The sequence below is a fragment of the Telluria sp. LT1R51-2 genome (assembly GCF_059685775.1).
In genome coordinates this window covers 1,617,207-1,637,028 of the sequence record NZ_JCASIM010000001.1, presented here as the reverse complement: position 1 = coordinate 1,637,028, position 19,822 = coordinate 1,617,207, and the positions used below count along the sequence as shown (strand labels likewise).

Sequence of the window (19,822 nt, the reverse complement as noted above, 5' to 3'; positions counted from 1 at the left end):
TTTTCCATGCGCCCTGTTACCTATTGGATTGGCCAGTTCCTGCTGGCCGCCGGCACCATGTTTCTGCTGCTTGCCGCCGTCGACCTGATGCGCGGCGACAGCCTGGCCGCCACCTGGCCCGCTACACTGGGCTGGTCGGCAGCGGCGGCGGCAATCTTCGTCGCCTCGCGCTGGCGCCAGGCCAGCCGCGGCATCGCCTGCGCCGTCTGCAAGGATGAGCAGGCGCGCTGATCGCCACCGGCCACGCTATTCCTCCAGCATGTTCGGTTTGTCAGATCTGCAATATTCTGCTTGACATGCCGCGCAGCAGGCATATTCTTGTCGTGGCCAGCTGCGAACGATGACGCCCGCATTGACGAAACCCGCCACGATTCGCCCGGCAGTCCGTTACAACATCTTGGAGGATGTATATGTCGGTAGAAATCGAATCGTTCGCTACGCGCAGGACAGTACTCGGTGCGCTCGCCACCAGCCCGCTCTGGATGAGCTCGGCGTGGGCCCAGCCCAACAATCTCAAGATCTCGCACCAGTTCCCCGGCGGCAGCATCGCGCGGGGCGACTTCCGCGACCGCCTGTGCCGAATGTTCGCTTCCGAGGTTGAAAAGCGCACGCGTGGCGGCGTGAAGTTCTCCATCTATCCGGACTCGACCATGATGCAGCCGGGCGCACAGTTCGGCGCACTGCGCAGCGGCAAGCTCGACATGGCACTGGTGCCGCTGTCGTACGCGGGCGCCGAGGCGCCGGAAGCCAATATCGGCCTGATGCCGGCGCTGGTCACATCCTACGAACAGGGCTATGGCTGGCGCAACGCACCGGTCGGGCGTGAACTGTCGCGCATCCTCGGTGAACAGGGCCTGGTCATCGTCAGCTGGATCTGGCAAGCCGGCGGCGTTGCGTCGCGCGGCGACCCGATCATCGCACCGGAAGACGCGCGTGGCCTGAAAGTACGCGGCGGCTCGCGCGAGATGGACATGCTGCTGCAGAATGCCGGCGCCACGGTCGTCAACATGCCATCCAATGAAATCTACAACGCCCTGCGCAGCGGCGCCCTCGATGCAGCGCTCACGTCATCGACATCGCTGATCTCGTTCCGCCTGCAGGAAACCGCCCGTTCGCTGACGACGGCGCGCGCCGGTTCGTACTGGTTCATGTTCGAGCCGCTAATGATGTCGCGCACCGTGTTCGAGCGCCTGACCAAGGCGCAGCAGCAGGCAGTGATGACGGTCGGTGCCGATCTGGAAAAGTTCGCGATGAATTCGGCGCGCATGGACGATGCCGAAGTCGCCACCGTGTACCGCGGCGTTGGCGCGCGCGTGGTCGACCTGAATCCCGACGCGCTGCGCGGCTGGCAGGAAGTCGCCCGCAATACAGCCTGGAAGGACTTCGCGGCCCGCAACAGCAACTGCGCCAAACTGATGGCGCTGGCCGAGCAGTCGATCGCCGCGATCTAGTCGAGCGGGAGGGCTTACCCGCCTGTCACGGGCGGGAAGAACGCCACTTCGGCGCCGGCCGCCACGGGCGTGGCGCCGTCGCACATCACTTGCTGATGGGCCATCCGTACTGCACGCTCAGGCGCCAGCGCCTCGGCCCACACGCCGCCGCGCGCGCGCAGCAGTTCGCGCACGGCGCCGACGGTCGTTGCTTCTACCGGCAAGTCCAGTTGTTCCTGCCCCGTACCGACCGCTTCACGCAGCGCGGCAAAATATTTCACGTTGATCTTCATGACGATCCTAATGCTGGAGTTCGGCGAACGGGATGAAGCGCACCAGGTCGCCCGCGGCAATTGCATTGCCCGGCGGGTTATCGATCAGGCCATCGCCCCACACGGTGGACGTCAGCACGCCGGAACCCTGGTTCGCAAACAATTCGAGACCGCCGCCAGTATTCAGGCGTGCACGCAGGAATTCGTTGCGGCGATCGCCCTTGGGCAGGTCGAAATCGGCGCGCACCAGATACCCGCGTGGCTCGACCGAACCACGCACGCCCTGCAGGCGCAGCAGGAAAGGCCGCACGAACAGCAGGAAGGTGACGAAGCTCGACACCGGATTGCCCGGCAAACCGATGAAGAAGGCATTATCACCGTCACGATGGACCTCGCCAAACGCCAGCGGCTTGCCGGGCTTGACGGCGATCTGCCACATCGACAGGCGCCCTTCTGCCTCGACCGCCGGCTTGATATGGTCTTCCTCGCCCACCGACACCCCGCCTGACGTGATGATCAGGTCATGCGCCTTGGCGGCGTCGCGCAGCGTGGCACGTGTCGCGGCCAGCGTATCGGGCACGATGCCGAAATCGGTGATCTCGCAGCCAAAGTTTTCCAGCAGCGCGCGCAGCGTGAAGCGGTTCGAGTTGTAAATCGCGCCCGGTGCCAGATCGTGCGCCGCCACCTCGCCCGGCATCGCCAGTTCGTCGCCCGTGAAGAACACGGCCACGCGCAGGCGCCGGTGCACGGGCAGCGTCGCCAGGCCGACCGAAGCCGCCAGGCCCAGCTCCTGGCTGCGCAGTCGGGTGCCGGCGGTCAGGATTACGCTGCCGTTGCCGATGTCTTCGCCTTTGCGGCGGATCCACTCGCCGTCAGCCGGCACGTGGCGCACGGTCACATTGTCGCCCGCGGCCTCGCACTGCTCCTGCATGACGACGGCGTCGGCGCCTGGCGGAATCAGCGCGCCGGTGAAGATGCGTGCTGCCGTGCCAGGTTCGAGTGGCTGGCCGACATGGCCGGCCGGGATGCGCTGGGCCACGCGCAGCGTCGCCTCGCCGCTCGCGCAGTCGGCGGCGCGCACGGCGTAGCCATCCATCTGCGTGTTGTCGGCCGATGGCACGTCGATGGTGGCCAGCTGGTCGCCTGCCAGCACGCGGCCGTTGGCGTCCAGCGTGGGGATTGTTTCGATGTCCGTCGCGGGGCGCGCGGCGGCAAGCAGCACGTCCAGCGCCTCGCGCACCGTCAGCATGGGCGGTCGTTGTCCTGGTGCGTTCATGTTACAGGCCCGTGTGGTCGGCGATGTACGCCTTCATTTGCGCGACGTCCGCAGGCATCACGACGTAGCGCTGCGGCAGCGTCTCGATGTCGTCGAAACCGGCCGGACGCTCGGCATCGGTGCCCAGCGCTTCGAGGATCGTCTCGTTGAACTTGGCGGCCAGCGCGGTTTCCAGCACGATCATCGGCACGCGCGGCGCCATGTGCTCGCGCGCGACCTTGATGCCGTCGGCGGTGTGGGTGTCGATGGTGATGTCGTAGTCGTCGGCCACATCGCGGATCGTGTCGAGGCGGTCGCTGTGCGTCGAGCGGCCCGAGGCGAAGCCGAAGCGCGCCACCTGCTTGAATTCGTCGCCATCGCTGCCCGTCTTGCCGGACAGGTCGAAGCCGCCATGCGTGTCGATTTTGCGGAACAACGCGTGCGTACGCTCGGCGTCGCGCCCGACCAGGTCATACACGAAGCGCTCGAAATTCGACGCCTTCGAGATATCCATCGACGGGCTGCTGGTGTGGAACGTCTCGGCCGCCTTGCGCACGCGGTACACGCCGGTGCGGAAGAATTCGTCGAGCACGTCGTTCTCGTTCGTGGCGGCCACCAGCTTGTCGATCGGCAGACCCATCATGCGGGCGATGTGGCCGGCGCAGATATTGCCGAAGTTACCCGACGGGACGGTGAACGAGACCTTCTGGTCATTGCTCGTGGTGGCGGCCAGGTAACCGCGGAAGTAGTACACGACCTGGGCCACGACACGCGCCCAGTTGATCGAATTGACGGTGCCGATCTTCTGGCGTGCCTTGAACGTCAGGTCGTTCGAGACGGCCTTGACCAGGTCCTGGCAATCGTCGAAGTTGCCCTTGACAGCGATATTGAAGATGTTCGGGTCTTGCAGGCTGAACATCTGCGCGGTCTGGAACGCGCTCATGCGCCCGTGCGGCGAGAGCATGAACACGCGCACGCCCTTCTTGCCGCGCATCGCGTACTCGGCCGCGCTGCCGGTGTCGCCCGAGGTCGCGCCGAAAATGTTCAGTTCATCGCTGTGTTTGGCCAGCGCATACTCGAACAGGTTGCCGAGCAACTGCATCGCCATGTCCTTGAACGCCAGTGTCGGGCCATTTGACAGCGCCTGCAGGATCAGCTTGCCATTGCGGCCGTCTTCCAGCACGCGCAGCGGCGTGATCTCGGTGGCAGGTTCGCCGGCGCGGGCATTGCAATACACGGCCGGCGTGTAGGTGCGCGTCGTGATCGCCTTGAGGTCGGCGTCCGGGATGTCGGTGGCGAACTTGCGCAGGATCTCGAAGGCCAGGTCGGCGTACGACAGCGTGCGCCACGCGTCAAGCTCGGCGCTCGTGACCTGCGGGTACTCGGCCGGCAGGTACAGGCCGCCGTCCGGGGCAAGGCCGCCGAGCAGGATGTCACAGAAGTTCTCGGGATTGCGTGCTGCGGACGCGCTCGTCGCGCGGGTGGACACATAGTGCATACGGTTGTAGATCCAGTTGGCTCGGGTGGATCGTCAATTATAGTGGGAGCCAGAGAAATTGTATGCTGTGCTGCAAAAAAGTCATGTCACCCAATAAAATTGGGCGGCCGATGCCCTGGCCGCCCAACAATTGCCGAGGCGCAGTCAACGTTAAATAGTGCCGAGCTGTGAACTGACGAGCACTTTCATGGTCCAACCCCTGTCGTCAGCGCCAGGAGTCAAGCATGAAAGCACCCCGTTTCACGCGTTGGTTCGCCAACTTGCCATTGCTGAACGTCCCGCAGCGCCGGCAGGTGCTGGATGCCTTGCATCCTGCCGCCGGGCTCGACCAGGTCGTCGCACTCATCGCGCACGCCAGGTCGCCGGGCCGCTGTTGCCCCCGCTGTGGCAGCGTGCGCTGTAACCGGCACGGGTTCGCCAACGACCTGCAACGCTTCCGGTGCTGCGATTGCGGACGCACCTTCAATGACCTCACCGGCACGCCTCTGGCGAGGCTCAGGCACAAGGCCAAGTGGCTCGCCTATTCACAAGTTCTGCTCGATTCACTGCCTGTACGCAAGGCGGCAGACCGGGTTGGCGTGCACCGCAACACGGCGTTCCGCTGGGCGCCACCGCTTCCTGCATTGGATCAAGCTCGACCGGCCGACGCCCCTGAATGGCATCGTCGAAGCCGATGAAACCTTTCTGCTCGAATCGCAGAAAGGTTCGCGCGCGCTCGGCCGGCCCGCGCGGCGGCGAGGTGGCCGCGCCGCCAGGCCCGGCATTTCCGGAGAACTCGACTGTATTCTGGTAGCGCGTGACCGTAACGGCCGCACGGTCGATGCCGTCACGGGCCGCGGCGCATTGACGGCCGCACAGCTCGAACGCGACTTGCTGCCCAGACTCGATCCCCAGTCCTTTCTGGTCAGCGACAGCCATGTCGCCTACAGGGCTTTTGCACGCAAGCATGGGATCACGCACAAGACTGTCAATCTGCATAAGAGTGAGCGGGCCAGGCGCCTGGGCAACCTGGCCATTCACGTACAAAACGTGAATGCCTATCATCAGCGCTTCAAGGATTGGCTGCGGGGCTTTCGCGGTGTGGCGTCGCGCTATCTCGCCAACTATCTGGGTTGGCGCTGGGCTCTGGATGGCGGGAGAGTACGTTCACCAGAACAATTGCTGCACATCGCAATCAGAGTCATCAATACGTAATGCTGACTGCGCCATTGCCGAAACTGTCTACATCAGCGATAAGCTCAACAGGCGGCGTGATTGACCGTCACGACGTGGATGGCAAGGCCGCCCAGCGACGTTTCCTTGTACTTGACCTGCATGTCGGCGCCCGTCTGGCGCATTGTTTCGATCACGCTGTCCAGGCTGACGAAGTGCACGCCATCGCCCTTGAGCGCCAGCGACGCCGCCGTGATCGCCTTGATCGCGCCCATGCCGTTGCGCTCAATGCACGGGATCTGCACCAGGCCGCCGATGGGGTCGCAGGTCATGCCCAGATGGTGTTCGATGCCGATTTCAGCCGCGTTCTCGATCTGCTCGTTGGTGCCGCCCAGCGCCGCGACCAGCCCGGCGGCCGCCATCGCGCAGGCCACGCCGACTTCACCCTGACAGCCCACTTCAGCGCCCGAGATCGAGGCGTTCTTCTTGCACAGCATGCCGATCGCGGCCGACGTGAGCAAAAAGTCGCGCACGCCGCGCTGCGGATCGATCGGGCGGCAGTCTTCCGCGTAGTAGCGCAGCACGGCCGGGATGATGCCGGCTGCGCCGTTGGTCGGCGCCGTGACGACACGACCACCGGCGGCGTTTTCTTCGTTCACGGCCATCGCGTACAGGCTGACCTGCTGCACGGCGTCGTGCGGCAACGCGTTCTGCGGCTGCGTTTGCTGCGCCTGCTTCCACAGGGCTGCGGCGCGGCGGCGCACGTTCAGGCCGCCCGGCAGGCGCCCTTCCGTTTTCAGGCCCTGGCAAATACAGTCGCGCATCACGCGCCACAGGCGATCCAGGCCAGCATCCAGATCGGCGTCGCTCATGCGCACGCGCTCGTTCGCGCGCAGCATGTGCGGGATCGTCAGGCCGTGCGTGCGGCCATGCTCGAGCAATTGCACCATCGTGTCGAACGGGTACGGCACCGGCGTGCCGACGGGCTCAAGAGTGCGCGCCTGCGCTTCGCCGGCCGCCGTGATGAAACCGCCGCCGACCGAATAATAAATGCGTTCGATGATGCTGCCGTCACGCAGCTGCAGCACGAAGCGCATGCCGTTCGGGTGTTCGGGCAGCGTCGACGCTTTGTGCCAGACCAGGTGGACACGGGCGTCGAATGGCACCGTCTTGATGCCCAAGAGTGCAATCTGTCCATCGAGCGCGGCGAGGTCGAGCTTGTCGTCGACCGACGCTGGATCGAGTTCCTGCGGCGTTTCGCCCATCAGGCCCAGGATCACCGCCTTGTCGGTCGCGTGGCCGACGCCCGTCAGCGCCAGCGAACCATACAGGTGCGCCTCGACGCCGACCGCTTCGTCCAGCATGCCGCTTTCCAGCAGAAAGCGGCGCGCTGCGACCATCGGGCCCACCGTGTGGGAACTCGACGGGCCGATGCCGATCTTGAACAAATCAAACACGCTCATGTCCATCTTGTGTCTCCTGCTTTTTTATTGTGAGGCGCGGTCCTACGCTGCTACCTTGACGCCGACATCGATATTGGCCAGCATCGAGTCGACCATTTCGTCGATGCCGATGCGCGATTGCCAGCCCCAGTCGGCCGTCGCGCGGCTGTCGTCCAGGCTTTTCGGCCACGAATCGGCGATTTGCTGGCGGCTGTCCGGCGCATAGGCGATGCCGAAACCGGGGCGCGCCTTCTGGATCGCTGCCGCCAGTTCACGCGGGTTGAACGACACGCCGGCCACGTTGTACGACGAACGGATCGCGACTTGTTCGGCCGGCGCTTCCATCAGCTCGATGGTGGCGCGGATCGCATCAGGCATGTAGATCATCGGCAGCGTGGTCTCGGGGCCGAGGAAGCATTCGTAGGTCTCGCCGCGCAGCGCCGCATGGAAGATCGCGATCGCGTAATCGGTGGTGCCGCCGCCCGGTGGCGACTTGTAGCTGATGATGCCGGGGTAGCGGATGCTGCGCACGTCCACGCCGTACTTGCTGTGATAGTACTCGCACAGGCGCTCGCCGGCCAGCTTGCTGATGCCATAGATCGTGGTCGGGTCCATGATCGTGAACTGCGGCGTCTGTTCGCCCGGCGTATTCGGACCGAAGGCAGCGATCGACGATGGCCAGAAGACTTTCAAAGGCTTGCCGGCCTCGCCGCGTTCACGCGCGATCTCGAGGATGTTGAGCAGGCCATCCATGTTCAGGCTCCAGGCCTTCAGTGGCGCTTTTTCGCCGGTGGCCGACAGCATCGCGGCCAGCTGGTAGACCTGGGTGATGTCTTCGTCGGCGATCAGGCTTGCCAGAGCGTCGTTGTCCAGCACGTTCAGGCGGGTGTAGCGCGCCGCGCCGTACAGGTTGTTGTCGCCGATGTCCGACGCGATGACGTTCTGCGCGCCGTGGCGCTCGGCCAGCGCGCTGACCAGTTCACTGCCGATCTGGCCATTGGCGCCGATGATGAGAATGCGTTCCATGCTGTGATTCCTTGCCTGTGTATGTACTATTTATTATTTATTATTGTTGCTTGATGATGCCCAGCTCGCGACCGGCTTGTTCGAATGCCTTGAGCACGATGTCCAGCTGTTCGCGGGTATGCGCCGCCGAGAGTTGCACGCGCACGCGCGCCTGGCCCATCGGCACCACCGGATAGAAGAAGCCCGACAGCAGCACGCCCAGTTCGAACATGCGCGCCGCGAATTGTTGCGCGACCGGTGCGTCGAACAGCATCACCGGCACCACCGGATGCGTGCCCGGCTTGATGGTAAAGCCGATGCGCTCGATTTCGGCGCGGAAGTACGCGGTGTTGTCCATCAGGCGGTCGCGCAGTTCGGTCGACTTGGAGATGCGCTCGAGTACCGCGAGCGAGGCGCCGGCAATCATCGGTGCCAGCGTGTTCGAGAACAGGTACGGGCGCGATTTCTGGCGCAGCGTTTCGATCACTTCCTTTTTGCCCGACGTGAAACCGCCCATCGCGCCACCCAGCGCCTTGCCCAGCGTACCGGTGATGATGTCGATCTTGCCGATCACGCCGCAATGTTCGTGCGTGCCGCGACCGGTCGCGCCCATGAAGCCCGATGCGTGGCACTCGTCGATCATCGTCAGCGCGCCGTACTGCTCGGCCAGTGCGACGATCTTGTCCAGCTGGGCGATCGTGCCGTCCATCGAGAACACGCCGTCGGTGACGATGATCTTGTGGCGCTTGCCGGCTTCAGTTGCCGCGATCAGCTGCTTTTCGAGGTCCGCCATGTCGTTGTTGGCGTAGCGGTAGCGCGCCGCCTTGCACAGGCGCACGCCGTCGATGATCGACGCGTGGTTCAGCGCGTCCGAGATGATCGCGTCGTTCTCGTCGAACAGCGGCTCGAACACGCCACCGTTGGCGTCGAACGCGGCGGCGTACAGGATCGTGTCTTCGGTGCCCAGGAAATTCGACAGCGCCGCTTCCAGCTCCTTGTGCACGGTCTGCGTGCCGCAGATGAAGCGCACCGACGACAGGCCGTAGCCATACTTTTCAAGCGCGGCGGCGGCGGCTTGCTGCGTTTCGGGGTCGCCCGCCAGGCCCAGGTAGTTGTTCGCGCACATATTGATCAAGGTGCGGCCATCCTGCGCAACCACTTCGGCGCCCTGGCGCGATGCCAGCACGCGTTCTGGCTTGAACAAGCCATCGCCGCGCAAGGTGTCGAGTTTTTGCTGCAGGCCGCTGTAGAAAGTTTGGTCGCTCATGGTGTTTTCCCTGTTCCGTGGATGGTCCGGCTTGACCGGCAGTTGGCGGATGCTGTACCGTGGGTTTGTTCGATGTAGAAGACTTATCCTGTATATCGAACAAAGATTCAATATAGTGGATATTACCCGCGCCCAATCGACTTGGCAAGCCGGTCCTTATAACCTTATGCGGCAATGAATACAATTTCAACCAACAACGCGCCACCCGAAGTCGGCGCCACACTGCAACGCCTGCGCCTGGCCCGTGGCCTGACGCTCGAAGACCTGTCGCGCATTGCCGGCGTCTCGAAATCGATGCTGTCGCAGATCGAACGCGAAAAAGCCAACCCCACCATCGCCATCACCTGGCGCCTGGCCAATGCACTGGGCGTGCAGATCAGCGAACTGCTGTCGTCCGAGGTTCGTCCGACGGAACTTATCCGGCTGGTGGATGCGCACGAAATCCCCACCCTGCCCGGCGCGCATGCCGGCTATTCGCTGCGCATCCTCGGTCCGATGGACCTGGCTGGCAAGTATGAATGGTATGAGCTGACCCTGGCGCCCGGTGGCGAACTGGCGTCGCAGGCGCATGATCCCGGCACGGGCGAGCACCTGACGGTGATCACGGGGACCGTGGAGCTGGAAGTGGGACCGGAGAAGAAAAAGGTGCGACACGGCGCGACGGCGCGCTACCCGGCCGACCAGAATCATGTGATCCGCAATACGGGCAAGACCGAAGCCAAGGCGGTGCTGGTGGTCGTGCATCGCTAGCAGAAAGACCACGCGACAGACACACAAAACAACATGGCCGCCGGATCGCTCCGGCGGCCATGTTCGCATGCGCCCGGTATTACTTGGCGCCGCCGGCCGTCACGGCGGCGTCATTCATGTGCAGCTCGCGCGACAGGAAACCCCAGCGATCCGCGACTTCCTCGATCTGCTTGCCCGTCGGCTTGCCCGCACCGTGGCCCGCCTTGGTATCGATGCGGATCAGGATCGGCGCGCTGCCGGCCTGCGCCGCCTGGGCTGCAGCGGCGTACTTGAAGCTGTGCGCCGGGACCACGCGGTCATCGTGGTCGGCCGTCGTCACCATCGTCGCCGGGTAGCAGGTGCCAGCTTTCAGGTTGTGCAGCGGCGAATACTTGACCAGCGCCTTGAATTCGTCCGGGTTCTCGGACGAGCCGTAGTCCGAGGTCCAGGCCCAGCCGATCGTGAACTTGTGGAAGCGCAGCATGTCCATCACGCCCACCGACGGAATCGCCGCCGCGAACAGGTCCGGGCGCTGCGTGGTTGCCGCGCCGACCAGCAGGCCGCCGTTGCTGCCACCGCCAATGGCCAGCTTCTGCGGCGACGTGACCTTGTTCTCCACCAGCCATTCGGCCGCGCCGATGAAGTCATCGAACACGTTCTGCTTCTGCAGCTTGGTGCCGGCCTGGTGCCAGGCTTCGCCATATTCGCCGCCGCCGCGCAGATTGGCCACGACATACACGCCGCCCATTTCCATCCATGCCAGGTTGGCCGGCGAGAAGCCCGGCGTCAGCGAGATGTTGAAGCCGCCATAGCCGTACAGGTAGGTCGGGTTCTGGCCGTTCATCTTCAGGCCCTTCTTCGACACGATGAACATCGGGACCTTGGTACCGTCGCGGCTCGTGTAGAACTGCTGGCGTGTTTCATAGTCGGCCGGATTGAACGCGACCTTCGGCTGGCGAAACACGGTGCTCTGGCCGGTGGTCATGTTCAGGCGGTAGATCGTGGTCGGGCTGGTGAAGCTGGTATACGAATAGAAGGTCTCGGTGTCGCCACGCTTGCCCGACAGGCCGGCGACGGTGCCAATCCCCGGCAGCGCGATCTCGCGCACCGGCTTGCCCTCGAGCGAGACCACGCGCACGACACTGCGGGCATCCTTCAGGTACTCGAGCACCAGCTGGTTGTTGACGATGTCGGCGCCGGTCAGCGTGTCGGCGCTTTCCGCGACGATCTCTTTCCAGTTCGATTCCGCAGGTTTGCTCACATCGATCGCGATGACGCGCTTCTTGGGCGCCTTGCGGTCGGTACTGAAGTAAAACACGCTGCCGACGTTATCGATGAAGTCGTAGCCGGCGTCGAAGTTGTCGATCAGGTCGACCACTTTTGCGTCAGGCTTCGACAAATCCTTGTACGACACGCGGTACTTCGGCGCGGTGCCCTTGGTGGTGGTAATGATCAGGTAACGGCCGTCGTCCGTGGTGCGGCCGCCGAAGCCCCATTCCTTCTGGTCGGCGCGGTCGTACACGAGCGTATCGGCGCTTTGCGGGGTGCCGATGCGGTGGTAGTACAGCTTCTGGAAGTAGTTCACGTCGGCCAGCTTGGTCGCTTCTTTTGGCTCGTCGTAGCGGCTGTAGAAGAAACCCTTGCCGTCTTTGGTCCACGCGGTGCTTGAGAACTTGACCCATTTGATGTGGTCGGGCAGGTCCTTGCCGGTCTCGATGTCGCGCAGCTTGATCTCGTTCCAGTCCGAGCCCGATGCCGCGATGCTGTAGGCCAGCAGCTTGCCGTCGGGGCTCACTTCGGTGCCGGCCAGGGCGACCGTACCGTCGGCGGCCAGCGTGTTCGGGTCGAGCAGCAGGCGCGGCTCGTCATTCAGGTTTTTCAGCGTGTACAGGACCGACTGGTTCTGCAGCCCGTCGTTGCGCGTGTAGAAGTAGCGGCCGCCTTCCTTGCCCGGCACGCTGTAGCGCTCGTAGTTCCACAGCTGCGTCAGGCGCTGGCGGATCGCTTCGCGTTGCGGAATCTGGGCCAGGTACGCCTGGGTCACCTTGTTCTGGGCATCGACCCACACCTTCGTTTCGGCGCTGTTGGCGTCTTCGAGCCAGCGGTACGGATCGGCGACCACGGTGCCGTGGTAGTTGTCGGTCTGGTCGACTTTCTTGGTCACCGGGTAGGTGGGCGCGGTGCCTTTGGTGGAACAGCTCTGTGCGAGCGCCGGGTTGGCGCTGAAGGTCGTGGCCAACACGGCGGCAAGCGTGGCAAGTTTCATGTGCATGTTGTTCTCGGTCTGTGAATGATGAGGTCGGCTTGTGGCCGCAGGGCATCATAGCGCGAAACGACAACAGTGCAAACCGCCCGCCGCCGGCCTACAGCAGACCGAGCGCCCGCTGTGCGACGGGGTTGCCGGCGCCCGCCGCATGACGGAACCAGTACAGCGCCTGCGCGCTGCTGACCGCCACGCCCAGGCCGCGCGCGTACATGTGCGCCAGCTGGACCTGCGCGGCCACGTGCCCCTGCAGCGCGGCCTTGCGGTACCACGCCATCGCCAGCGGATGGCTGATCGTGACGCCCAGCCCGTGCAGGTAGCCGTGCGCCAGCTGCGCCTGGGCACGCGCCATGCCCTGCTCGGCCGCGCGGTAGAACCAGGTCAGCGCGGCCGTGTGCGATAGGGTCACACCGCGCCCCTTGCGGTACAGCAGCCCCAGATTGTATTGCGCCGAGCGGTCGCCTTGCTGCGCTGCCCGCAGAAACCAGCGCGCTGCAAGAACGTGGTCGGGATGGACGCCGCGACCGCTGTAATACAGCGCGCCGAGATGGTTCTGGGCATAGGCCAGACCGCTGGCCGCCGCCCGCGCCAGCCAGGCAGCGGCCTGTGCGTCGTCGCGTCCGACGCCGTGGCCGCGCAGGTAGAGCTGGGCCAGGTTGAACTGGGCATACGGGTTGCCGCGCCAGGCAGCGCGGTGGTACCAGGAGAACGTCGCGGCGCCGGCGCGGGCGGCATGGTCGGAGCTCATCCAGATCCTTTCGGCAAGTCGGGCGAACGGCTGCAGGCGCAGCCGGTTCCATTGCCAAAAGTTTAAGTAGATCGGGGATGTGCGGTTTGCGAGCGCACAATCAGGGCGTCAAGTGCAATCAGCTGCCATCAGCTGCCATTGAGCACAGCAGCCATCTGGCGTTCGCGCACGGTGGCCGCATATTTTTCGAGAAATACCGGAATCTTGGCGGCAGCGACTTTATTGATCGAGACCAGCAGGCTCGGCTCGACGCGCTCGATGCCGCAGGTACGGCCCAGATGACGCGCAGCATGCAGCAGCACGTCGGCCGCGACCTGGGCGTCGGCCTCGGCCCGGTGGGCGGTACCGGCAAACGGAATGCCGAGCTGACTCGACAGCTGGCCCAGCTTGTAGCTGACCAGGCCCGGGAACAGGCGCCGCGACAGTTTCAAAGAACACACGAGACCCATGTGCTGCGTCGTGCGGCCCAGGCGCGCACCTTCGGCTTTCAGGAACTTTTCGTCGAAGCTCGCATTGTGCGCCGACAGCACGTCGCCGCCGATGAAGTCGATCAGCTCGGGCACGACCTGGTGCGCCGGTGGTGCGCTGTCGACCATCTGCTGGGTGATGCCGGTCAGGGCCGTGATGAACGACGGCACGCGCACGCCGCAGTTGACGAGGGAAACATAGCGCTCGGTGACTTCACCGCCGACGATGCGCAGTGCCGCCACTTCCGTGATGCGGTCGCCCATGTCGGGCGACAGGCCGGTGGTCTCGAAGTCGAGCATCACCAGCGGTCGGTCGTACATACTCATCCTTGCTCCTTTGTGTGCCGTTCCAGCTGAACGTCAGCCGAACTTGCGCAGCGCGTCGAGCGCCAGCCCGGTGCCGATGCTGCCGAACAGGTCGCCTTCGACGCGGCGCGCGTCCGGCACCATCGCACCAATCCGCGCGCGCAGCAAGCCCACACCGCTCGAACCGCCGGTGAAAAAGACCGTGTCGACATCGCTAGGGCGCACGCCCGCATCGGCGAACAGCTTGCCGACGGTGGTGGCGACCTGCTCGACCAGCTGCGCGATGGCCCCTTCAAACTGGGCGCGCGCGATATCCAGCGACTCGGGCGGCGACAGCCGATCGAGCTGAAGATTGACCATGTCGGCGTCGGACAGCGCAATCTTGGCGCCCTCGACCTGCATCGCCAGCCAGTGGCCGGCGCGGTCTTCGATCAGGTTCTGCAGCCGCGCGATGCGGGCCGGTTCGGCCGCGTCGCGCGCCAGGTCGGCCAGTTGCGTCACGCTCTTGCGCGTGTAGGCCTGGTTGATCGTGTGCCAGGTGGCCAGATTGAAGTAATAGCTCGACGGGATCTCGGCGCCCGAGCGCAGCTTGCTGCCATAGCCGAGCAGCGGCATGACGCTCGCCAGGCTCAGGTATTTGTCAAAATCGGTACCGCCGATGTGCACACCGCCATTGGCCAGGATATCGTCGCGGCGGTCCGGCCGGCCGGCGCGCTCGGGACCAAGGCGCACCAGTGAAAAGTCGGACGTACCGCCGCCGATGTCGGCGATCAGGACCAGTTCTTCGCGGTCGATGCGCGATTCGTAATCGAAGGCGGCGGCGATCGGCTCATACTGAAAGCCAATGTCGCGAAAGCCGACGGAACGCGCCACGTCGAGCAGTGTATCCTCGGCCAGCTGGTCGGCCTGGGCGTCGTCGTCGATGAAGAACACGGGGCGCCCGAACACGGCGCTCTGGAACGGCTGGCCGGCCTGTGTTTCGGCGCGGCGCTTGACCTCGCCAATGAACTGGGCCAGCAGCGAGCGGAACGACACGGAACGGCCCGCGACCTCGGTCTGGCCGTCGATCAGGCTCGTGCCGAGCAGGCTTTTCAGCGAGCGCATCAGGCGGCCTTCATAGCCTTCGAGATATTCGGCGAGCGCGGCGCGGCCATAGCTGACCCGGTCGTCGTCGGCATTGAAGAACACCACCGACGGCAGCGTAGGCTTGCCGTCCTCGAGGGTCAACAGCGCCGTCGGGGCGGATTGCATCATGCCGGGCCGATACCAGCCGACCGTGGAATTTGACGTGCCGAAGTCAACGCCGCAAGCGTGCACCATAGGAACCTTTATCTTGAAGGGGCGGTATGGTAACAGATTCCGTGTGGTATCGCTTGCGCAATCCCGGCTGTGGCAGACAGGCGACGGCGTCCTGTAAGCAAGCTCTTACAGGGAGGCGGCGAGCGTACCGATACGGCGCCTGTCGCGAACACCGGATAATCTGCTCATCAATGCGCCGCTGGCGCTGTCGGCGCTGCAAGCTGCCGATTACAACAATAAAGACGAAAGATTGACAGCATGAGCAATACCCCCCACGCTGGCGCCGTCGTTGTTCACGGCGGCGCTGGCACGACGCGCGACCATGAAGATGGTTGCGTGCTCGCAGCGCGGCGCGCCTTGGCGCAACTCGAAATCAACGGCGACGCGCTCGACGCCGCCATCGGCGCGGTGACCATGATGGAAGACGATGGTCGCTTCAACGCCGGCAGCGGCTCGGTGCTGGGCCTGGATGGTGCGACCGTCGAAATGGACGCCGCGATCATGGACACGCGCGGTCGCCTGGGCGCCGTCGCCTGCGTGCAGGCGGTGCAGAATCCGGTGCATCTGGCGCGCGCCGTGGCCGACACGCCGCACTGGCTGCTCGTCGGCGAAGGTGCCAGCCGCTTTGCGCGCACGATCGGCATGCCGGACGCCGCCCCCGTCTCGGACCGCCAGCGCACGGCGCACCGCAAGCTGCTCGCGCAACTGGCCGGCTCGATGCCGGTGATGCCGGGCCTGGACCGCAGCCTGATCGAGCACTACTGGAATTACAATATCCCCATGCGATTGCCCGAAGGCGTGGCCTGCGACACGGTTGGCGCGGTCGTGCGCGGCGCCGATGGCCACTTTGCCGTGGCCTGCTCGAGCGGCGGAACGGCGCCGGCGCTGCTGGGCCGCGTCGGCGACGCCCCGATCATCGGCAGCGGTTTCTTTGCCGGGCCGGAAGGCGCGGTCGCCGCCACCGGCATCGGTGAGCAGATCGTGCGCCACCTGCTGGCGCGCACCGTGTACGGCTGGATTGCCGATGGCATCCCGCTGATGGACGCGCTGCAGCGCGGCGTGGCTTTGTTCACGCCGGACATCAAGGTCGGCCTGATTGCGGTCAGCCGCACGGATGCCGGCACCTTCAGCAACAGTGATATGCCCACTTCGAAAATGGTACAACGATGAACCCAACACTGAACGTACCGCGCAACGGCCACCTCGTCATCATCGGCGGCCACGAAGACCGCCAGCACGACATGCAGATCCTGTCGCGCTTTGTCGAACTGGCCGGGGGCGTGAACGCCCGCATCGTCGTGATCACGGCCGCCAGCCAGATCGCCGACGAGATGTGGCATATCTACGATGACGCCTTCGGCGCGCTGGGCGTGACCCAGCGCAGCCACCTCGAAATCACGAGCCGTGACGACGCCAACGACGAGAACTTCGTGCGCCAGGTCGCGGAAGCCGATGGCATCTTCATGACGGGCGGCGACCAGAAACGCCTGCTCGCGCTGATCGGTGGCACGGCGCTGGACGCCGAAATGCACGCCGCGCTGAAGGTGCGCGGCGCCACCATCGGCGGCACCAGCGCCGGCGCATCGGCGATGTCCGGCCACATGCTCGCACAGGGCCGCACCGACCTGCTGCCCGAAAAAGGCTCCGTCAGCCTGGGCGCGGGCCTCGGCTTTCTGCATCGCGTGGTCGTCGATCAGCATTTCTCGGAGCGCCAGCGTCTGTCGCGCCTGTTGTCGATCGTCGCGCAGAACCCGTACCTGCAAGGCATCGGCATCGATGAAGACACGGCGCTCGTGATCGAGCGCGGCGTGGGCATCGAGGTGCTGGGCGAAGGCGCAGTGACCGTTGTCGACGGCCGCTCGATGAGCAGCAACGTCGCCGAGATCAAGGACCGGGCGATCCCGGAACTGATCGACGTGCGCCTGCACCTGCTGCCCGCCGGCGCCAAGTATTCGCTGCCGATTGGCGACGAACAGGTCGGCCGGCGCATTCCTGCTTCGCTGCTGGACTTCCTGCAGATCGTCACGAAGCGCACGCCCCTCTCATGAAAGTGATTGAAAAGCGCCTGCTGCGGGGTCCGAACCTGTATGCCGAGACGCCGTGCCTGATGGCCGTCGTCGACAATGCCAATACGAAGGGACGCGGATTCCGTGCGCGCCTGCTGGCATTGATGCCAGGGCTGCCTGCTGCAGCGGCCGTGCGCTTGTCCGACGACGTCCTGCCCGTTGACGCGCTCGAACCCGTGATCATGGAACTGCAGCGTCTGGTGGGCATCCCTGGAGAACATAGTGCGACGCTGGCAGTGCTTGGCCACGAGCAGCGCCGCCGCATCGTGTGCGGCTATGGTGTCGAGCAAGTGGCGAGTGAAGCGCTGCGCACCGGCGTCAATTTGCTGACCGCGCTGACGCGCGACGAACCGTTCGATCTCGATGCCGCTGTCGCGGCGTTGCGCGAACTCGCGCTGGACCACGCAATCGGCACCAGCACCGGCGCCGTGCTCGATGCGGCGCACCGGCGCGGCATTCCATCGCGGCGGCTGACGGAAGGGGCCAACCTGTTCCAGCTGGGCTGGGGGAGCCGGCAAAAACGCCTGCAGGCGACCATCACCGGCGCCACCAACTCGATCGCGGTGAGCATCGCCAGCGACAAGCACCTGACCAAGACCCTGCTGGCCCAGGCTGGTGTACCGGTGCCGCGTGGCGAGGTCGTGACCACGAGCGCGGCGGCCCAGCGCGTCGCGCGGCGCCTGGGATGTGCGGTGGTGGTCAAGCCACTGGACGCGAACCAGGGCAAGGGTGTGACGGTCGATTGCGCGACACCGGACAGCGTCGAACGGGCGTTCGAGCACGCGCGGCTTCACGGTCGCCGCGTGATCGTCGAGCAGTACCTGCAGGGACGCGACTACCGCGTGCTGGTCACGGGTGGCCGGATCGCGGCGGCATCGTGGCGGCGCCCGCCGGGCGTGACGGGGGATGGCCACTCGACGATCCGCGAGCTGGTCGAACTTGAGAACCGCAATCCGGCCCGTGGCGACGGGCACACGAATATCCTCACGAAAATTCCGCTCGACGCCTTGGCGATCGAGACGCTGGCCCGCCAGGGCTACGAGCCCGATACAGTGCTGACGGCCGGCATCGGCGCCGACTTGCGCGGCAACGCCAACCTGTCCACTGGCGGCACCGCCGAAGACGTGACCGATCTGCTGCCCGAAGAAACGCGCGACATCTGCCTGCGCGCCGCGCGCACCATCGGCCTGGACATCGCCGGTATCGACATCATCTGCGACGACATCGCCCTGCCCTTGCACGCGCAGCGCGGCGGCGTCATCGAAGTCAATGCGGCGCCGGGAATCCGGATGCACCAGTACCCGAGCCGCGGCGCGCCGCGCGACGCGGGTGACGCCATTGTCCAAGCCCTGTTCGGCGACGATGACGGCCGCATTCCCGTGGTCGCGGTGACGGGCACCAACGGCAAGACCACCACCAGCCTCTTGATCGAGCACGCGGTGCGCCTGGCCGGCCTGCGCACCGGTGTGACGACAACCAGCGGCGTGTACCTGGACGGGCAGCTGGCGTATGAAGGCGACTGCACCGGCTACCATTCGGCGCGCAGCGTGCTGGGTTCGCCCGAGGTCGATTTCGCGGTGCTGGAAACGGCGCGCGGCGGCATCCTCAAGCGCGGCCTGGCATACGACCGCTGCGACGTGGCGGTGGTACTGAATGTCTCGGCCGATCACCTGGGGCTGGATGGCATCGACACGATCGCCGATCTGGCCAGGGTCAAGGCCGTCGTGGCAGCGAGGGCGATGCGCGCAGTGGTGCTCAATGCCGAGGATGCCCATTGCGTGGCGATGGCGGATGCGCTGGCCGAGGGCGTCGAGGTCATCTATTTCGCGCTGGACGCTGAAGATCCGGTCCTGGTGCCGCACATCGAACAAGGAGGCCGCGGGGTGTACCTGCAGGACTCGACGATCGTGCTGGCAGGCGGCGTGCGGCACGAGGCCTTGCTCGATGTGCGGGCGATGCCGGTCTCGCTGGGCGGGCATGCGCGCTACAACATCGCCAACGCGATGGCAGCCGCAGCAGCGCTGATGGCAAGCGGTTTCAGTAACCGTGACATCGCTGCAGGCTTGCGCGGGTTCGTCTCGGATAGCAAGCACAATCCGCTGCGCTCGAACCTGTTCGATGTCGACGGCGTGACGGTGGTCGTGGACTATGCCCACAACTGCGCCGCCTACGCCGCGCTGGCCAGGATGGCGCGCGCGATGACCGCTGGACGTCTGGTCGGCGTGGTCGCCGCACCGGGCGACCGACGCGACGCCGACCTGATCGACATTGGCCGCACCTGCGCCGCCGGCTTCGACGAGCTGGTCGTCTACGACAGCGAAGCGCGGGGGCGCGCAACGGGTGACGCGGCGCGATTGATCGCGCACGGTGCACAACTGGCGAAGATCGCATCGGACGACTTGCAGATCGAGCTCGACGTCCACCGCGCAATCCGCCTGGGCCTGTCACGCTGCGTGCCGGGCGATGTGCTCGTCTTCGGCTGCGGTTCATCCATCTCCGAGCTCACGGAAGCCCTCCGCCCCACCCGCCCCGACTTGGCCAACAAGATCGAAGCTGCCGCAATCTAAGGGCATAAAAAAAACGGCCCCACGCGGGCCGTTTTTCATGAATATTGGGCTTCCCC

The 19,822-nt window shown here is 65.1% G+C and carries 16 protein-coding genes and 1 pseudogene; 7 read left to right on the top strand and 10 right to left on the bottom strand.

The genetic code is table 11. The features are described 5' to 3' along the window. Positions 1-6 precede the first annotated feature (6 nt). On the top strand, positions 7-231 hold the full coding sequence (locus tag AC56LH_RS07300; RefSeq protein ID WP_499645244.1) for a hypothetical protein: 225 nt from the start codon (positions 7-9) through the stop codon (positions 229-231). 179 nt (positions 232-410) lie between these two features. Beyond that, complete coding sequence (gene dctP / locus AC56LH_RS07295; protein ID WP_499645242.1) at positions 411-1,451, top strand: TRAP transporter substrate-binding protein DctP; 1,041 nt, start codon at positions 411-413, stop codon at positions 1,449-1,451. Positions 1,452-1,465: 14 nt separating this feature from the next. On the opposite strand, the gene moaD is transcribed toward dctP, so the two are convergent. Genes moaD through thrC form a run of 3 tightly spaced genes read right to left on the bottom strand, consistent with a single transcriptional unit; the run spans position 1,466 to position 4,455 of the window. Further along, on the bottom strand, positions 1,466-1,723 hold the full coding sequence (moaD, locus tag AC56LH_RS07290; protein ID WP_499645239.1) for a molybdopterin converting factor subunit 1: 258 nt from the start codon (positions 1,721-1,723) through the stop codon (positions 1,466-1,468). A gap of 7 nt (positions 1,724-1,730) precedes the next feature. Then, complete coding sequence (locus tag AC56LH_RS07285) at positions 1,731-2,951, bottom strand: molybdopterin molybdotransferase MoeA (RefSeq protein ID WP_499645237.1); 1,221 nt, start codon at positions 2,949-2,951, stop codon at positions 1,731-1,733. A 28-nt stretch (positions 2,952-2,979) separates the two neighbouring features. Further along, positions 2,980-4,455, bottom strand: a complete 1,476-nt coding sequence (gene thrC / locus AC56LH_RS07280) for a threonine synthase (protein ID WP_499645235.1) — start codon at positions 4,453-4,455, stop codon at positions 2,980-2,982. Positions 4,456-4,679: 224 nt separating this feature from the next. Here thrC and AC56LH_RS07275 point away from each other — a divergent pair. Then, a pseudogene (locus AC56LH_RS07275) lies at positions 4,680-5,649 on the top strand (IS1595 family transposase). Between the two features lie 44 nt (positions 5,650-5,693). On the opposite strand, the gene AC56LH_RS07270 reads toward AC56LH_RS07275, so the two are convergent. The 3 genes from AC56LH_RS07270 to kbl are packed head-to-tail and all read right to left on the bottom strand — an operon-like array spanning position 5,694 to position 9,321. Then, positions 5,694-7,076: an L-serine ammonia-lyase gene (locus AC56LH_RS07270; RefSeq protein ID WP_499645233.1), complete on the bottom strand. Its 1,383-nt coding sequence runs from the start codon at positions 7,074-7,076 to the stop codon at positions 5,694-5,696. Positions 7,077-7,112: 36 nt separating this feature from the next. Next, positions 7,113-8,075 (bottom strand): NAD-dependent epimerase/dehydratase family protein, encoded by a 963-nt coding sequence (locus tag AC56LH_RS07265; RefSeq protein ID WP_499645231.1) that lies wholly within the window; start codon positions 8,073-8,075, stop codon positions 7,113-7,115. Positions 8,076-8,115: 40 nt separating this feature from the next. Next, entirely contained in the window at positions 8,116-9,321 is a 1,206-nt protein-coding gene (gene kbl, locus AC56LH_RS07260; protein ID WP_499645229.1) for a glycine C-acetyltransferase, read from the bottom strand. A gap of 174 nt (positions 9,322-9,495) precedes the next feature. Between kbl and AC56LH_RS07255 the strand changes: the two genes are divergently transcribed. After that, a complete protein-coding gene (locus AC56LH_RS07255; RefSeq protein ID WP_499578026.1) occupies positions 9,496-10,071 on the top strand; it encodes a helix-turn-helix domain-containing protein in 576 nt (191 codons plus the stop codon). A gap of 79 nt (positions 10,072-10,150) precedes the next feature. Here the strand turns inward: AC56LH_RS07255 and AC56LH_RS07250 are convergent, their stop codons facing one another. The 4 genes from AC56LH_RS07250 to AC56LH_RS07235 form a co-directional block, all read right to left on the bottom strand. Then, a complete protein-coding gene (locus AC56LH_RS07250) occupies positions 10,151-12,322 on the bottom strand; it encodes a prolyl oligopeptidase family serine peptidase (RefSeq protein WP_499645227.1) in 2,172 nt (723 codons plus the stop codon). Positions 12,323-12,413: 91 nt separating this feature from the next. Further along, a complete protein-coding gene (locus tag AC56LH_RS07245; protein ID WP_499645225.1) occupies positions 12,414-13,061 on the bottom strand; it encodes a tetratricopeptide repeat protein in 648 nt (215 codons plus the stop codon). A gap of 128 nt (positions 13,062-13,189) precedes the next feature. Then, positions 13,190-13,849 (bottom strand): 3'-5' exonuclease, encoded by a 660-nt coding sequence (locus tag AC56LH_RS07240; RefSeq protein WP_499648427.1) that lies wholly within the window; start codon positions 13,847-13,849, stop codon positions 13,190-13,192. 39 nt (positions 13,850-13,888) lie between these two features. Beyond that, positions 13,889-15,154: an Hsp70 family protein gene (locus AC56LH_RS07235; RefSeq protein WP_499645223.1), complete on the bottom strand. Its 1,266-nt coding sequence runs from the start codon at positions 15,152-15,154 to the stop codon at positions 13,889-13,891. A gap of 237 nt (positions 15,155-15,391) precedes the next feature. Here AC56LH_RS07235 and AC56LH_RS07230 point away from each other — a divergent pair, with 237 nt between their 5' ends. Genes AC56LH_RS07230 through cphA form a run of 3 tightly spaced genes read left to right on the top strand, consistent with a single transcriptional unit; the run spans position 15,392 to position 19,766 of the window. Then, complete coding sequence (locus AC56LH_RS07230) at positions 15,392-16,303, top strand: isoaspartyl peptidase/L-asparaginase (protein ID WP_499645221.1); 912 nt, start codon at positions 15,392-15,394, stop codon at positions 16,301-16,303. Continuing rightward, positions 16,300-17,181, top strand: coding sequence for a cyanophycinase (locus AC56LH_RS07225; RefSeq protein ID WP_499645219.1), 882 nt, complete (start codon positions 16,300-16,302; stop codon positions 17,179-17,181). The genes AC56LH_RS07230 and AC56LH_RS07225 overlap by 4 nt, the downstream gene beginning before the upstream one ends. After that, a complete protein-coding gene (cphA, locus tag AC56LH_RS07220; protein WP_499645217.1) occupies positions 17,178-19,766 on the top strand; it encodes a cyanophycin synthetase in 2,589 nt (862 codons plus the stop codon). Before AC56LH_RS07225 ends, cphA begins: the two co-directional genes overlap by 4 nt. The last annotated feature ends 56 nt before the right edge of the window (positions 19,767-19,822 follow it).

Bases quoted from the DNA above. Each gene is read 5' to 3' on its own strand.
- AC56LH_RS07300 (WP_499645244.1), top strand. From the start codon at position 7: ATGCGCCCTGTTACCTATTGGATTGGCCAGTTCCTGCTGGCCGCCGGC.
- dctP (WP_499645242.1), top strand. From the start codon at position 411: ATGTCGGTAGAAATCGAATCGTTCGCTACGCGCAGGACAGTACTCGGT.
- moaD (WP_499645239.1), bottom strand. From the start codon at position 1,723: ATGAAGATCAACGTGAAATATTTTGCCGCGCTGCGTGAAGCGGTCGGT.
- AC56LH_RS07285 (WP_499645237.1), bottom strand. From the start codon at position 2,951: ATGCTGACGGTGCGCGAGGCGCTGGACGTGCTGCTTGCCGCCGCGCGC.
- thrC (WP_499645235.1), bottom strand. From the start codon at position 4,455: ATGCACTATGTGTCCACCCGCGCGACGAGCGCGTCCGCAGCACGCAAT.
- AC56LH_RS07270 (WP_499645233.1), bottom strand. From the start codon at position 7,076: ATGGACATGAGCGTGTTTGATTTGTTCAAGATCGGCATCGGCCCGTCG.
- AC56LH_RS07265 (WP_499645231.1), bottom strand. From the start codon at position 8,075: ATGGAACGCATTCTCATCATCGGCGCCAATGGCCAGATCGGCAGTGAA.
- kbl (WP_499645229.1), bottom strand. From the start codon at position 9,321: ATGAGCGACCAAACTTTCTACAGCGGCCTGCAGCAAAAACTCGACACC.
- AC56LH_RS07255 (WP_499578026.1), top strand. From the start codon at position 9,496: ATGAATACAATTTCAACCAACAACGCGCCACCCGAAGTCGGCGCCACA.
- AC56LH_RS07250 (WP_499645227.1), bottom strand. From the start codon at position 12,322: ATGCACATGAAACTTGCCACGCTTGCCGCCGTGTTGGCCACGACCTTC.
- AC56LH_RS07245 (WP_499645225.1), bottom strand. From the start codon at position 13,061: ATGAGCTCCGACCATGCCGCCCGCGCCGGCGCCGCGACGTTCTCCTGG.
- AC56LH_RS07240 (WP_499648427.1), bottom strand. From the start codon at position 13,849: ATGTACGACCGACCGCTGGTGATGCTCGACTTCGAGACCACCGGCCTG.
- AC56LH_RS07235 (WP_499645223.1), bottom strand. From the start codon at position 15,154: ATGGTGCACGCTTGCGGCGTTGACTTCGGCACGTCAAATTCCACGGTC.
- AC56LH_RS07230 (WP_499645221.1), top strand. From the start codon at position 15,392: ATGAGCAATACCCCCCACGCTGGCGCCGTCGTTGTTCACGGCGGCGCT.
- AC56LH_RS07225 (WP_499645219.1), top strand. From the start codon at position 16,300: ATGAACCCAACACTGAACGTACCGCGCAACGGCCACCTCGTCATCATC.
- cphA (WP_499645217.1), top strand. From the start codon at position 17,178: ATGAAAGTGATTGAAAAGCGCCTGCTGCGGGGTCCGAACCTGTATGCC.